Annotated in this window: 6 protein-coding genes; all 6 read left to right on the top strand. The window is 56.6% G+C overall.

Going from position 1 to position 16,483, the window contains the following annotated elements:
- Positions 1–33 precede the first annotated feature (33 nt).
- The 6 genes from IPM39_15660 to IPM39_15635 all read left to right on the top strand — a co-directional run bounded on the left by IPM39_15660 (position 34) and on the right by IPM39_15635 (position 16,465).
- Positions 34–3,618: a GAF domain-containing protein gene (locus tag IPM39_15660; protein ID MBK8987489.1), complete on the top strand. Its 3,585-nt coding sequence runs from the start codon at positions 34–36 to the stop codon at positions 3,616–3,618.
- On the top strand, positions 3,615–7,991 hold the full coding sequence (locus IPM39_15655; GenBank protein ID MBK8987488.1) for a GAF domain-containing protein: 4,377 nt from the start codon (positions 3,615–3,617) through the stop codon (positions 7,989–7,991). Before IPM39_15660 ends, IPM39_15655 begins: the two co-directional genes overlap by 4 nt.
- Before the next feature lie 40 nt (positions 7,992–8,031).
- Positions 8,032–12,003, top strand: a complete 3,972-nt coding sequence (locus IPM39_15650; GenBank protein ID MBK8987487.1) for a GAF domain-containing protein — start codon at positions 8,032–8,034, stop codon at positions 12,001–12,003.
- 6 nt (positions 12,004–12,009) lie between these two features.
- Positions 12,010–12,804: an SAM-dependent methyltransferase gene (locus IPM39_15645; GenBank protein MBK8987486.1), complete on the top strand. Its 795-nt coding sequence runs from the start codon at positions 12,010–12,012 to the stop codon at positions 12,802–12,804.
- Between the two features lie 92 nt (positions 12,805–12,896).
- Complete coding sequence (locus tag IPM39_15640) at positions 12,897–14,966, top strand: PAS domain S-box protein (protein ID MBK8987485.1); 2,070 nt, start codon at positions 12,897–12,899, stop codon at positions 14,964–14,966.
- Positions 14,963–16,465, top strand: a complete 1,503-nt coding sequence (locus IPM39_15635) for a GAF domain-containing protein (protein ID MBK8987484.1) — start codon at positions 14,963–14,965, stop codon at positions 16,463–16,465. The genes IPM39_15640 and IPM39_15635 overlap by 4 nt, the downstream gene beginning before the upstream one ends.
- Positions 16,466–16,483 lie beyond the last annotated feature (18 nt).

Here is a 16,483-nt window from a genome sequence, read left to right as displayed (position 1 = left end):
TGCCACTGCATCCTTCATGTGGGCAAATAGATTATGAACCTATCTGAACAGACCTCTTTCGAAACGCGCAGAACCATTGCCAGAGACCTGACTATAAGTGTGGGCGTCATTCTTGTTCTGGCCTTTTTAGTTTTTGGCGCTGCCAGCAATGCTTTGTTGGGGCAGCGCGTGCAGGCGGCGCAGACCGATCAATCGGCCATAATTGTGGAGAATCTGGCTGTGGTGTTGGCACGGCCGTTAGCTGCCGACGATACGCTGATTATCCAACAAACCGCCGAGGCCTACGCCCAGGCGGACAACATTGCCCAACTGCGCGTGGTGGATCAGTCTGGCGCGCCTGCTTTTGAGATTGGTTCGTTGGCTGGTGTGGCCAATCCGTACACAGTCATCCGCCCGATTGTGTTTGAGGGTCAGACAATCGGCCAGGTGGAAATGACTTTTACCGGTCAGGTGTTAAGCCAATTGCGCCGCAACACATTCATCACCCTGATGATTTTGTTAGCGCCGATGGTGGTGCTGTTGATGATTGCAGTCCGCCTGTTGATTACCCGTTTTGTTTCACGGCCGTTGGATGAACTGGCCGGCGGGTTGGAAAAACTGGCCGCCAATTATCATTATCGCCTGCCCTCCATTGACCAGGCCGACGCCAACTTTATTGCCCACCGCGCCAATGATTTAGCCAACCAGATCGAAGAACGAGACCAGGAACTGCGCCAGTTGATTGACGTCCTGGAAGAACGGGTGACGGAACGCACCCGCGACCTGGCGTTGGCCGCTGAAGTGGGCCGCTTTGTCTCCCAAATCCATCAACTGGATGATTTATTGAACGAATCGGCCGAATTGATTCGTAACTGGTTTGATTTGTATCATGTACAAATTTATCTGGTAGACGAAACGCAGCAGACGCTTGTGTTGTCCGCCAGCACCGGCGCTGTGGGGCGGCAGTTGTTGGCCGAACACCATCAACTGCCCATCGGCAGCGGCTCGATTAACGGCGAGGCCGCCAGCCGCAAACGGACCATGTTGGTCGCCGATACGGCCGTTAGCGACGCCTTCAAAGCCCACCCCCTGCTGCCAGATACGCGGTCGGAAACGGCCGTGCCCCTGATTGCCGGCGACCGCGTTGTCGGTGTGCTGGATTTGCAAAGCGCAGTCCCCGGCGCACTCTCCAGCGAAAATATGCCCGCATTTGAGGCCCTGGCCGGGCAACTGGCCGTCTCCATTGAAAACGCTACCTTGTTCCGCCAGCAAATGCAGTTGTCCCAGGAACTACAAGAAAACAGCTCCTTCCTCGATTCGGTCATCGAAAATCTGCCTGTCATGTTGTTTGTCAAAGAAGCTGAAAACCTGCGTTTTGTTCGTTGGAACAAAGCCGGGGCCGAACTCACCGGCTGGCCGGCGGAAACGTTCATCGGCAAAACAGATTATGATTTTTTCCCGCCGGAAGAGGCCGCCTTCTATGTGCAAAAAGACCGCGAAACGCTGAACAAAGGGGTTCTGGTAGACATTCCCAAAGAGCGGCTGGAAACTGCCCACAAAGAAGTGCGCTATCTGCACACCATTAAAGTGCCGGTTATGGGTCAAGATGGCCGGCCAAAATACCTGATGGGCATCTCCGAAGACATTACCAACCGTCTGGAGTCAGAAGGGATGTTGGGCGAGCGTGTCAAAGAGATGAGATTGCTGAATGAAATAGGACGCAAAGCTGACCAACGGCCGTCGCTGGATGAGTATTTGCACTACGTCGCCCAGCGCATCCCGGCCGGGATGCAGTTTGTAGAATTATGTCAGGCAGCCATCACTCTGGATGGCGTCGTGTACGGCGATGCGGCGGCCATCAACCTGCCTTGCCAGATGGTTGAAGGGCTGCATATTGGCGGCCAACAAGTTGGCCGTGTTTATATCGCCTACACAGAAAACCAACCCTTCCTCAATGAAGAAAGCGCCCTCATCGGTGAAATTGGCCGGCGGGTGAGCGGCTACGTGGAAAGCCAGCGCCTGCTGGCGCAAATTCAAGCTACGGTTACCGACCTGCAAATTGTGGCGGAGATCAGCACCGTGGTGGCCTCTGCGCCCAACAGGCAGCAGCTGCTGCAAGATGTGGTAAACCTGACAAAAACAGGGTTCGATCTGTATCAGGTTCACCTTTATATTTACAACGAGGCCCACGATGATCTGCATCTGGCCGCCGCGTCTGGCGAAACCGGGCAGCGTATGTTGGCCGAGCAGAGCCATCTGAATCTCCATACCGACCCGACATTGGTGGGGCGGGCGGCCCGGACCCGGCAGGTAGTGGTGGTGAACGACCTTCGCCAGGACCCCGGTTATGTCGCCCATCATTTGCTGCCGGAAGCGCGGTCTGGTTTGGCGGCTCCATTGGTGGTTGGCGATGTGCTGCTGGGCGTTTTGGAGATTTTAGCGGCCGTTAAAGACCGATTTACAGAAGAAGACGTGAACGTGAAGACGACGCTGGCGGCGCAAGTGGCTGTGGCGCTGCAAAACACCGCCCGCTACGAGCAAAACCAAATCGCGTTGGCGGAATTAAGCGCCTTGCAGCGCATGACGGCGCGTGAAGGCTGGAGCGCTTTCCAACGCAGCCAAGAGGCGGCCAGAGGCTATGTCGCCAATCAGGAGAGGGTTCAGCCCCTGGCTGAGGTAATTGATGAGCGTGATGCAGCGGGAACGGCCGTTACCATTCCTCTAACTGTCTATGGCGCGTCTGTTGGCAGCCTGGGCGTGCGCCGTCCCAATAACCAACCACTTTCCGCCCAGGACCAGCTTTTCCTGGAAGCCATCTCGCTGCAGGTAGCGCAGGCATTGGAAAAATCGCGCCTGTTTGAACAAACAGAACAGGCGCGCAGCCAGACAGAAGCCCTCTTTTCCGGCAGCGACCGGATTGTGCGCGCCACCAGTATGGCCGATATTTTGCAGGCATTGGTAGACGCCACCGTTCTACAAGCCATGGACAGCGCCTCGCTGGTTTTCTTTGACGCCCCGTGGGGCAAAGAGCCGCCCAAGAGCCTGACGGTAACGGCCGTGTGGCGCAAAGATGGACGGCCACCCGGTGTGGAATTAGGCGTACCCTTCCCGGCTGATCTGTACCCCATCTTACCTTATTTGGTGCGGGAACGGCCGTTGGTTGTCGCCGACATTGCCCAGGAACCACGGATAGATGAGGCCGCGCAACGGGTTTTTTATGAGACCCGGCGCGTCAAATCCCTCATTGCTGCGCCATTGATCGCTGGTGATTTGTGGATTGGTTTTGTCATAGGCCTGGCCGATGATGTTTACCAGACTGACGAAAATGCGGCGCGCCAATTGTTCAGCCTGGCCGGGCAGGCGGCGGCCGTGGCCCAGACTCAGCGCTTGTTTGAAGAGGCTCAGGAGCGTGTGCAAAGCGAACGCCTGCTGCGCCAGTTATCCGACCGGGTGTATGGCGCGGTAGATACGGAATCAATGCTGCGCGCCGCCGCCGAGGAAATCGGCCGGGCGTTGGGTATGGAGTCCTTTGTCTACCTGACCGACTATGACGACGAGAAAATGGCGAACGCGCCAACAAACGGCCGTGCCCACACCCATCAACCCTCAGAAGACACATCTTTGGAGATGCGAAGATGATCAGACGAATTAAAAGCAGTTTTGGCTTCCAAGTAACCATCCTTATCCTGATCGTCGTTTTGCTGCCCGCTCTCCTGGCGTTGGTCCAGCTCAACCGCAGCATTGGCGCAAATCAGCGGACCAGCGTCGAGCAAAACCTTACCAACCAGGCCGCCCAGCTTCAGCAAACCGTCAATACCTGGGACCAATCCGTTGTATTGGCGCTAAAGAACATGAGCGGCCAACCAGGTATTGTCAGCATGGATAGGGCGCAGCAAGAGCCAGTTCTAAACCAGATGGTTAACGTCTATGAGTATATGTACCTGGCGCTGACTCTGGATAAGTCCGGCACAGACGTCGCTCGCAGCGACAACAGCGCATCCATCAACTACGCCGACCGATTTTGGTTTCAACAGGCGGCGGCCGGCGTCCCTATCACCCGCGAAGCGGTTGTCAGCCGCAGCACTGGCCGGCCGGTTGTGGCGATGTCTGCACCGATTTATGATGGCAGTAACAGGGTGCAAGGTGTCGCTTTTGTGGGCACAGAACTCACAGAAGTGGCAAACCAGACAGGCGCGACCCAAATTGGCAAGACAGGTTATGCCTATGTTGTAGATGAAATGGGCCATATGTTAGCCCATCCTGATTTATCGGCCGAAGCCACCGAATTGACCGACCTCAGCAGTTATCCGCCGGTCGCTTACCTGCTCGCCGGGCAGACTGGCCCTTTCACCTTTGTAGATGAAGATGGCATCGAGTGGACCGCCCATGTGAAGCAGGCTGAAAATGGCTGGGGTGTGGTGATTCAGCAGCAAACAGCGGAAGCATTTGCGACAACCCGCGCTTTCGTGATTAACAGCGGTCTCATCAGTCTGTTGACCATTTTACTGATTACCGTGCTGGTTTGGTTTGTCGCCAGCCGCTCTATTCGTCCCATCCAAAACCTGACCACAGCGGTCACCGCCTTGGCCGCCGGTGACTTGCAGCAGACGATTGCCGTGTCTCGACAAGATGAGATTGGCAGTTTAGCCACTGCCTTCAACAGCATGGCGGTGCAGCTGCGCGGCCTTGTGGAGAGTCTGGAACAGCGGGTCGCTGACCGTACTCGTGACTTGTCCGCCAGCAGCGATGTCAGCCGCAGTCTTTCGACGATTCTCGACCGCGACCAGTTGGTGTCTGAGGTGGTGCAGCAGGTGCGCGATGCCTTCGATTATTACCACGTTCACATTTATCTGTTGGATGAGGCGACGCACATGCTGCACATGGCCGGCGGTACCGGCCAGGCTGGGCAAGAAATGCTGGCTGCCGGGCACAAGTTGGCTGTTGGGCAAGGCCTGGTGGGGCAGGCGGCGGCGACCAATACGGCCGTTCTTGTCCCCGATGTCCGCCAGGACCACCAATGGCTGCCCAACCCTCTGTTACCTGAAACTAAATCGGAAATCGCCGTGCCTATTTTGCTGGGCGAACAGGTGTTGGGGGTACTAGATGTGCAGCACAACGTGGCCAATGGCGTCAATGAAGCGACCGCTAACCTGTTACAAACGATTGCCAGCCAGATAGCCATCGCCCTGCAAAACGCCGATCAATACCAAACCTTGCAAGATTCGCAACAGGCGATCCGCGAACGTGAAACCTTGCTGCGAACCATTATTGACGCCACCCCCGACTGGATTTTTGTGAAGGATAGTGACCATCGTTACGTGTTGGTCAACCAGGGCTACGCCAATTCCTTCCACATGACCCCAGACAGTTTCATCGGCAAAAACGACCTGGATATTGGTTTCCCCGAGGAAATTGTCAAGGGCAACCCAGAAAAAGGCATTCGCGGCTTTTGGGCCGATGATCGGGAGATCATGGCGCGCGGTGAGTTGAAGGTGATAGACATAGAACCGGCCGTGGTAGATGGCGAGCCACGCTACCTGAACACCATTAAAGCGCCTCTGAAAAATGCGGCGGGCGAAGTGGTCGGGGTTGTTGGTTTTGTCCATGACATCACCAAACAAGTCCAGGGGGAAGAAACCACCCGTGCTAACGAGGCGCTGCTGCGCACCATCATTGACTCCAGCATTGACTGGATCAGCATTAAGGATAAGCAGCACCGATTCCGCCTGGTTAATCAGGCTTTCGCCGAATCCTTTGGTCTCTCCCCTGAAGAGATGTTGGGCAAGGATGATCTGGAGATAGGCTTCCCCGAAGCGTTTGTGCTGGGCGACCCGGAACAAGGCATTCGCGGGTTTTGGGCTGATGATGATGAGGTGATCAACACCGGCCAAACGAAATATATTGCTGAAGAACTGGCTGTGGTTCAGGGTCAATCGCGCGTCCTGAATACCATCAAGCTGCCGCTGCGCGATTTGTCTGGTGACATTACCGGCGTCGTTATTTTTGTTCGCGACATTACCGAACTCAAGCAGGCTGAAGCGCAAATTCGCCAGGAACAGGCTCGCGTCGAAACCATCCTGGAGTCGTTTAATGTGCCCATTGTGATTTCCAAATTGACGGATGGCATGGTGGCCTATGTCAACGAACCGATGGCCCAAATGATTCGAGAATCGCGCGATGTATTAACAGGCCAACAGACGCCGAACTTTTACCAGGATCCGAGCCAACGCCAGAGCTATCTGGCAGCTTTACGCGAACACAAGCAAGTAACCGCGTATGAGGTAGGATTAAAACGAGCTGATGGCGAACTGTTCTGGGGGCTAATGTCAGGACGTATCATCGAATATCAGGGTGAGCCAGCGCTTATCACCTCGGTGATTGATGTGACGGGGCGGCGTGCAGCCGAGGATGCCCTGGCTTTGCGCGCCCGTGAGCTGCAAACAGTGGCCCAGGTCGGCACGGCCGCTGCCACTATTTTGGAACCGAACCGCCTGCTGCAAGAGGTGGTAGACCTGACCAAGAACCAGTTTAGCCTGTACCATGCCCACATTTATCTGCTTAACGAGGCGGGTGATACGCTGCTGCTGCATACCGGGGCGGGCGAAATCGGCCGTCAGTTGGTCGCCGAAGGGCGGCATATCAGCCTCAACCAGGAACAATCGTTGGTGGCGCGGGCGGCGCGCCGCCAAGAGGGTGTTGTGGCCAACGACGCGCGCCTGGAGCCGGGGTTCTTACCCAATTCGCTGCTGCCAGACACGCGCGCCGAAATGGCCGTACCGCTGATTGCCGGGTCGCAGGTGCTGGGCGTGCTGGACGTGCAGGCAGCCGAAGTTGGCCGTTTCACTGAAGAAGAGGTGAGTATTTTCACCACGTTGGCCTCCCAGGTGGCGGTGGCTTTGCAAAATGCTCGTCGTTATAAGGAGACGGACCGCGCTCTGGCCGAACTGACGCGCATCCAGCAGGCGCTGGTGGGCAAAGGGTGGCAGGCATTTTTGTTGGCCCAGGAACGGCCGTTACAAGGCTTCCATTTCGACCGGCAGGTAGCTCACCCCATCATCCGGCAAGAAACCGTGTCGGGCGACGTGATTCTGCCCCTGTCTGTACGCGGCCAGACCATCGGCCAGATCGGTGTACGCAATCCTTCTGGCGCGCCCCTCACCGAAAACCAACGCCACCTACTGGCAGCCTTCACCACCCAGGTATCCGACGCCCTGGAACGCGCCCGCCTGTCTGAACAAACACAAATGGCCCTGACGGAAACTGAACACCGCGAACAAGAACTGGCGGTCCTCAATGCGATGGCGCAGTCACTTACTGCCCAAACCACAGTTGATGGCGTGTTGGCCGTCATACATGAATACACCGAGCGCCTCATGGCCTCCGACGAGTTCTACGTCGCCTTCTTTACGGCCGCCACCAACGAAATTGTCTTTGCCTATGGTGTTACCGAAGGCCGAATCATTCGCAATTATGGCCGCCGCCAGGCCGGCAGAGGGCTGACCGAACACGTCTTAGAGCAGCGCCGCCCCGTTCTCATTGCCAACGACATTGACCTTTATCTGCAAGAGATAGGCATTGAAGCAATAGGCCGAACGGCGGCGTCCTGGATGGGCTGCCCCTTGCAATATGGCGATGAGGTCATTGGCCTCATTTCTTTGCAAAGCTACAACACGCCCTATGCCTACGATGAACGAAACCTGCGCTTATTGTCGGCCATCGCCAACCAGTCAGCCATTGCCATTGAAAACGCCCGGTTGATTGAAGCCACAGACAAACGCGCCCACCAGGAACAAGTGCTGCGCGAAGTATCGGCTAAAGTCAGCGCCACCGTAGACGCCGAGTCGGTGCTAAAAACCGCTGCCCGCGAGATCGGCCGGGCGCTGGGTTTGGAGACCTTCATCTACCTGAAAAACCAGCAAACTGGCGGCAATGGTCAGCCGATGGTGGAAACGGCCGATTCTGCCCATCCGGTTCGGCCGGAGCCAGCGGCGGCCAACGGGTCGCCGGAGTAAATGATGCGCCTGATAGAACGATTGAGAAAGAGAGCAACCTATGGCATCGCTTAAAGAGATTCTACGCCCACCGGTTTTTGCCGACGAAGACAAAGCGCGTACCGCTGCCCAACTGAACGCTATTCTGCTTGTGACGGCCGTTTCCCTGGCTGCATTGACCTTGGTGATGCTTGTTGGCAATGGGCTGCGCTTCCAGCTAAACACCACCATCTTGGGCAGCATGGTTATCCTGATGGTGGCTTTGTTGGTCGTCTTGCGGCGGCGGCATGTGCAGCTCGCCAGTTATACCTTTCTAATCGCCAGTTGGTTTGGACTTGCCTATTTGGCCTGGCAGGCCGAAGGGGTACGCGACAGCGCGTACACCGCTTTTTTTGTCCTTATTCTGGCCGCCGGGCTGCTGGTGGGCTGGCGCGCCGCTTTGTTTTTTACAGTGTCGACCATCGGCGTGGGCTGGTTTTTAGCCTACAGCGAAACCGTTGGCCTCATTCCCGCCGATGCAGACTCTCCACTTTCTCAAGCCCAAGAACTGACCGCTATTTTCCTTATCGTTGGCTTGCTCATCTATCTGCTTATTAGCAGCTTGCAGCAAAGTCTAAGGCGCGCGCGCCAAAGCAATCAGGAACTGGCTGCGTTGAGCGCCGAATTGGAGGATCGGGTTGCGGCGCGCACAAAGGATTTGAATCTGGCGGCGCAAATTGGGCAGGAGATTTCCCTGGCGCGCAGCCTGGACCGTCTGCTGCCTCAGGCCGTTGAATTTATTTACGAGGCGTTCGACCTGTACCAGGCGCAGATTTACCTGGCCGATGAATCGCGGCAGCACCTTGTCTTGCGCGCCAGCACAGGTCACGCCGGTACCCAACTGCTCGCTGCCGGGCATCAACTGCCGTTGGATGAGAGTTCGCTGAATGGCACGGCCGTTATGCAAAAACAAACGGTCATTGTGCCCGACGTCACCCAGAGCGATCTGTTCCACACCAACCCCCTGCTGCCCGACACCCGCTCGGAAATGGTTGTCCCCCTGATGGTGGGCGAAGAGGTATTAGGCGTCTTGGACCTGCAAAGCAGCCAGACTGGCGGCCTGACAGAAGAAAACCTGGCCGCCTTCACCGTGCTGGCCGGCCAGTTAGCCATTGCCATTCAAAACGAATACCAGAATCAAGCCACCCAACAGGCGCTGCAAGAAGTCCAACAGTCGCAGCAGTTCTTGGATACACTCATCAACAACATTCCCAACCCGGTTTTTTACAAAGATATCCAAGGCGCCTACATCGGCTTTAATCAGGCATTCCTGGATTATCTGGGTCAGCCAGCCGAAGCGCTGCTGGGCAAGTCGGTCTTTGACCTGCAAACGGACCAGGTATTGGCGGCCAGGTATCATGCCATGGATGTCAGCCTGTTTGAAACCCCGGATGAGCCACAGACATATGAATCCCTGGTGACTTATGCCGATAGTACCTTGCGCAACGTGATCTTTAACAAAGGCGCCTTCCGTAACGCCGACGGCTCAGTGGGGGGGCTGGTAGGCGTGATGGTGGACATTACGGCTCGCAAGCAAGACGAAGCGAAGCTAACCAGACTGGCTGAAGAACTGCAGGCGGTGGCCGAGGTATCTACCAAAGTGGCCGCCGCGCGCGATGAGCAACAACTGCTGCAAGACGTATTGGACCTGACAAAAGAGCAGTTTGATCTATACCACGCCCACATTTATCTGCTGGATGGCGATCAGTTGGCCCTGGCTGCCGGCGCTGGGGAAGTGGGGCAGATGATGGTGCAAGAAGGGCGCGCGATTCCCTTACATCAGGATAGGTCGTTGGTGGCGCGGGCGGCGCGGACGCGCCAGGGTGTCATTGTAAACGACGTCATGGCTGATCCCGGCTTTTTGCCCAACCCCCTGCTGCTGGAAACACGCTCCGAAATGGCTGTGCCGATGATCGCCGGTGAGAATCTATTGGGAATATTGGATCTTCAGGCCAATACGGTGGACCGTTTCACGGTGCAAGATGTGCAGATTCAGACGACGTTGGCGGCGCAAACGGCCGTTGCCCTGCAAAACGTGCGCCAATACCAACAAACCCAATCTGCCCTGGCCGAAGCCAACACTTTCCGCCAGATCACCGAGGTCACCGGTCAGGGCATCGGCCTGGCCACCCTGACCGGCGAAGTCATCTACATGAACCCGGCGCTCATCCAAATGCTCGGCTTTGCCGATCTGAGCGATGTGCAAGGCCGCAGCATCGCCCAACTCTATTCAGCGGACGAGGCGGAACGTGTCTTAAATGAAATTCTGCCCATTGTTATGGCCGAAGGCGTCTGGACCGGTGAAGTGGACCTCAACACACAAGCCGGCGAGTCGGTGCCCACCATCCACTCCATCTTCCTGGTGCGCGATGAAAACGGCCGTGCCCTCTTCCTGGGCAACAGCGTCACCAACATCACCGAGCGCAAAGAAAGGGAAGAGGTCATCCAGCAAAACGAAACGCTGATGCGCACCATCATTGATTCCACGCCAGACTGGATTTTTGTCAAAGACACCGATCACCGTTATCGGTTGGTTAACCAGGGGTATGCCAATTCGCTGCATATAGCAACGGCCGATTTTATTGGCAAAAACGATTTGGAGATTGGCTTTCCCCGAGACATCGTTGTCGGAAATCCAGAAAAAGGGATTCCTGGTTTTTGGGCCGGCGACCGGGCAATCATGGATAGTGGACAGATGAAAGTGATTGACGCCGAACCGGCTGTTATTGATGGGCAGCCCAGAGTTTTGAACACAATCAAGGTGCCGCTTAAAGATGCGCGCGGCACTGTAACAGGCATTGTCGGTTTTGTGCATGATATTACTGCCCAAACAGAAGCGCAACAAACGCAAATCCTGTTGGCGCGTGAACTGGAAGAACGATTGGAACAGGTGAACGCCCTCCAGCGCGCCATGACCCACCAGGGTTGGCAAGCATTCCTCACGGCGGCGGAACGGCCGTTCCAGGGATTTATGTTCAGCCAGGACACCCTTCAGCCCATCCACTCCAGCCTGGAAGAAGCCATACCTATGGCTGCCATTGATCTGACCCAAATAACCGAACCGATGCGCCATCCCAGCAACCTGATGATGTCTACGCCGTTAACATTACACGGCGAAACCATCGGCGTCATCGGTGCGCGGTCGGCCGATGGCCAGCCATTAACCAACGAACAACAGATTTTGTTGAACGCCCTTTCCGCTCAGGTTGCCGAAGCGCTGGAACGCGCCCGCCTCTTTGAAGAAACGGAACTAGGTCGCCAACGTGTAGACACCCAGGCCCGTGAATTGGCCGTCATTAACGAAGTGGCCCAATCCGTCTCCCAACTGCTGAAGCCGGCCGACCTTCTGGAAACCATCTTCAAACAGGTGCAGCGCGCCCTACTCGCCGACGCTTTCATTGTGGCGACCTATGACGCCCGCACCGAAACCCTCGCTTATCCTTTGGTGTACGATGAGGGGAAACGCTTCCAACCGCCCGCTGGCCGCCCGGCCGCCGACAACCCCTGGCTGCAAGTGGTCCACAGCGGCCAGGCGCGTCTGCTCAACCGCACGCCGGAAGAGGTGGCCGAACGTCTGGCAAACCTGGCCGACGCGCCAGAGCAGCGTCTTGGTCAGCCGGGCAAAGTGTCGGCGTCACTGATCTTCGTGCCACTGTTCCTGGGGCAGCGGCCCGTTGGCGCGATGTCGGTGCAAAGTTATGCCCATGCCGCTTATAATGAGCGTGACCTGGCGCTGCTGACGGGGATTGCCAACCATGTGGCTGTGGCGTTGGAAAACGCCCGGCTGTATTCGGAAACCCAACGCCGCGCCGAACGCGAGGCGCTGGTGAACGCCATCACGCAAAAGATTCAGAGTACGCTGACGGTGGAAAATGCGCTGGAAACGGCCGTAACGGAACTGGGCCGTGTTTTCCAATCCCCCTACGCCGCTGTTGAAATTGTTTTATCCGGCCAGCAAAACGGCCGAGAAAATCCGATTACGCATAAGGAGTAACGAGCAATGAGTAATATTGAAACCCACGAAATTAACACCAATATTCCCAGCGCCAGCCGTGTGTACGATTACACCCTCGGCGGCAATCATAACTTTGAAGCCGACCGGCAGGCAGCCGAATATATGTTTAGCCTGCTGCCCTCGACCGGCAAATGGGTACGCTTGCTGCGTACCTTCCTCCAGGAAGCGGCCGCCGTACTGGGCCAGGAAGGATTTGATAAATTCCTGGACCTCGGTTCTGGTTTGCCGACAGTGGACCACATTCACGCCATTGTGCCCAACGCCCGTGTTATCTACACCGACATTGATCCCATCACCGTCGCCTATGGTCAGGAATTGTTGAAAGGCAACCCCAATGCCCGCATGATAGAAGCCGACGTGCGTAACATAGATGCGCTCCTAAACTCGCCAGCGGTCGCCGAACTGTTTGGCGATGACCGCCAGGTGGTGATTGGCATGAACGGCATGACCTGTTTTTTCACGGAGGAAGAGCTGCAACACCTGTTTACAACGCTGTATGACTGGGCTGCCCCTGGCAGCAAACTCTTCTGCACCTTCGAGACCAAAAACCCAAACCTCACCGAAGCTGGCCTGGAAGCCTTCGTGGACATGTTCGCCAAGATGGGTTCGCCCTACTACTTCCTCACGGCGGCGCAATCAAAGGAACTGATCAAACCCTGGCGAATTGATGGCGACCGATACAAGACCATCACCGATTGGCTGGGCGCGCCAGAATTGATTACGGAAGCAGATCGCGCCGGCGTTGAATTGGAGTTTTACGGCGCTATATTGGTGAAGTGAGAAAAGGTTGATGGTTTATTGGTTGGTTGGTTGGCGGACTGTCTAACCAACCAACCTGACCCACCCACCAACATTCCTGAGAGAAGCTGTCTATGACGACCTTACCCATGCAATTACAAGCGGCGCCCGATTTGGCGCTGCCAGAAGCCGTGACCTTGCTGACCGAACAGGCAGATGTTTTGCAAACGGCCGTACACGCCGCCCTACGCCAAAATCTGTTCAACAACCACGGGCGGCTCATGACTCCCCGCATTTTGCCGGAGGTCAGCCAGATTGTGGTGCAAGGTTATCTGCAAAGCCTGCGTTTCGCCGATCTTGCTCCCCTGACTGAGCAGGTGGAAATGCTGGTATCCCAGGGTTTGGGGCATCTGGCTGCCCTGGCCGTCAGTGACGCTCTCTACAAAACCAGCCTTGCTTTGCTGCCAGATACCCTGCCAGAGGCCACCCACCAGGCGCTCAGCCAATGCCACCACCATTTCCTGTTCCAATACATGGGCTTACGCGAGCGAGCGACCATTATTGCCCGCGAAAACCTGTACCAGAACGTGCAGCTCGCGCTGGAAAAACAGATGGAACAGGAGCGGGTCTTACGGCGGGAGCTTCTGGCGCGCAGCAATCAGCTTGCCCGCGAGCGTGGCCTGCTTACCAGCCTGTTAGACTCCATTCCCGACCTCATCTTCTACAAAGATGTGGCTGGCGCGTATTTGGGCTGCAACGATGCTTTTGCCGAATTTGCCGACCGTACAGAAGCCGACCTGGTGGGCAAAACGGATTTTGACCTGTTCCCCCACGAGGTGGCCGCCGCTTTTCGTGAACAAGATTCACAGATGATGGCGCAGGGACAGTCGCGGCACAATGAAGAGTGGGTGGATTACCCAGACGGCCGTCGTGTGCTGCTAGACACCCTCAAAACCCCTTTTTACGACACCGACAAAAACCTGATGGGCCTGATCGGCATCAGCCGCGACATCACGTCTATTTATCAATCCCAGGCGGAAGTGCTGCGGTTGAGTTATGTGGTGCAGCAATCGTTGGACGGCACGGCCGTTGCTGACCTCAATGGCATCATCCAATTCGCCAACCCTGCCTGGGCGACCATGCACGGTTACGAAGTGGCAGAACTCATCGGCCAACACCTCAGCATCTTCCACACCCCGGAGCAGTTAGCCAACGAAGTAGAACCAGTCAACCAACAAGCCATCATCAGCGGCCAGACACAGCGCGCCGAAATCAGCCATGTACGCCGCGATGGCTCTACCTTCCTCACTCTGATGACCATTGGTCTGCTAAAAGGCAGCGATGACACGCCGATTGGCCTGGTCGCCGCCATCCAGGACATCACCGAACAGAAAGCGACCGCAGCCGCCCTGCGTGAAAATGAAGCGCGCCTGGCAGAAGCCACGCGCATTGCCAAACTGCATTCTTGGGAGTTTGATGTGGACACGGGGCTGTTCACCTTCCGGCCGGAGTATTATGAACTGCTGGGCACGACGGTCGAAGAGGAAGGCGGGCTTACCATGACGGCCGCCGATTATGCGCGGAAATATGTGCCTGCCGCAGAAGCGGAAATCGTCGGCCGTGAAAACGCCGCGGTGTTGGCCACCACCGACCCGAATTACTACCGCGAGTTTGATTCGTTTAATGTCACCAAAGACGGCCGTGTCATCCCCATTCGTGTGCGCTTCCGCGTCGTTAAGGACCAGGAAGGCCGCACAATCAAAACCATCGGCGCCAACCAGGACATTACTGAACAGGTGAAGGCAGAGCAGGCGCTGCGTGAAAACGAAGCTCGTCTCCTGGAAGCCAGCAAAATTGCCCGCCTGCACTCCTGGGAATTTGATGTTGACACAGGGCTGTTCACCTTCCGGCCGGAGTATTATGAACTGCTGGGTACGACGGTCGAAGAGGAAGGCGGGCTTACCATGACAGCCGCCGATTATGCGCGGAAATATGTGCCTGCCGCAGAAGCGGAAATCGTCGGCCGTGAAAACGCCGCGGTGTTGGACCCACCGACCCGAATTACTACCGCGAGTTTGATTCGTTTAATGTCACCAAAGACGGCCGTGTCATCCCCATTCGTGTGCGCTTCCGCGTCGTTAAGGACCAGGAAGGCCGCACAATCAAAACCATCGGCGCTAACCAGGACATTACCGAACAGGTGAAAGCGGAGCAGGCGCTGGCTAAACGCGCCCGTGAACTACAAGCAGTGGCTGAAGTCAGCACGGCCGTTTCCACCATCCTCCAGGCAGAAGCCCTCTTGCAAGAGGTTGTGGACCTGACGAAAGAGCGGTTCAACCTATACCATGCCCACATCTATCTGCTGAATGAAATGGAACGCAACCTGGTATTGATGGCTGGGGCGGGTGATGTAGGGCGGGCCATGGTTGCCGAGGGGTGGCAAATACCGTTCAGCCAGGAGCGCTCGTTGGTCGCGCGCGTGGCGCGTACCCGGCAGGGGGCCATCGTCAACGATGTGCGCGGCGAACCAGACTTTTTGCCCAACCCTTTGCTGCCAGAAACCCGCGCCGAATTGGCTGTGCCCATTGTTCTGGGCGATCAACTTATCGGTGTGTTGGACGTGCAAGCAGCCGAAGAGGACTATTTTTCCGAAGAGGATGTTACTGTTCAGACCACGTTGGCGACGCAAATTGGTGTGGCCGTGCAGAATGCACGTTCGTTTGCTGAATCGGAAGCGGCGCGGCAAGAACTCAGCCAGATCACCCGCCGCCTGACCCATGAAGGGTGGCAAGAGTATCTGGCGCAGCAAGATCTGCCGCAAATAAACGTGGCCGTCGGGCAATCGCCAACCAATGGAGCGGCGTTCAACCAATCCTTGGTGGTACAGGGGGAGACGATTGGACAGTTGGTGATTTCCGAACCACAAGCCTTCGCCAGTGACGCCGATGACATCATGACGGCCGTTGCCGAACGCCTGAGCAGTCACATCGAAAACCTGCGTCTGTCGGCCCAAACAAGCGCCGCCCTGGCCCAGACAGAACAACAAGCCGAGCGCCTAGCCATACTCAATGATATGGGCGCGGCCATCAACACCGCCACCAGCCTGGCGGAAATCTACAGTCTGGCCGGACAATATACCCGCCAGATTTTACATGGAGACCACACCTCCCTCTCTTTGCTCGATGCCGGCGGTGACACTTTTACCGGCATCGGCTTTCTGGAATCCGGGGACACCTATACCGTCCATTTACCATTGGCGGGCACGGGCGTAGCCTATGCCCTGGAACAACAAAAACCGGTCGTCGCCCCACAAGATTTTTCCTTAGTTGATGTCAAAGCTGAAATACTTCTTCGGCAAGGAATCCAGAGCTACATTTGCGCCCCCCTCATGGTCGGTGACCGGCAGTTGGGCACACTCAACATCGGCAGCCGCGCGGCCCACGCCTATGGCGCAGCCGATATATCCCTGGTGCAGCAAATTGTGTCTCTGTTGGCGGCCACCCTGGAAAGCCGCCGCCTGTTTGATGAGACCCGCCGACGCGCCGAACGCGAAGCGTTGGTCAACGCCATCAGCCAGAAAATTCAGAATGCCCCAACGATACAAAGCGCCATGCAAACGGCCGTCACCGAACTGGGCAATGCCCTGCACGTGAGACGCGCTGTAGTGGAACTTAGCCAGACCGGACCGCTGCCCAAGAGATAAGCAGTCCTTGCGAGATTG

The sequence above is a fragment of the Candidatus Leptovillus gracilis genome, assembly GCA_016716065.1.
Classification (GTDB): Bacteria; Chloroflexota; Anaerolineae; order Promineifilales; family Promineifilaceae; genus Leptovillus; species Leptovillus gracilis.
This window is presented reverse-complemented; position numbering and strand designations above follow the sequence as displayed.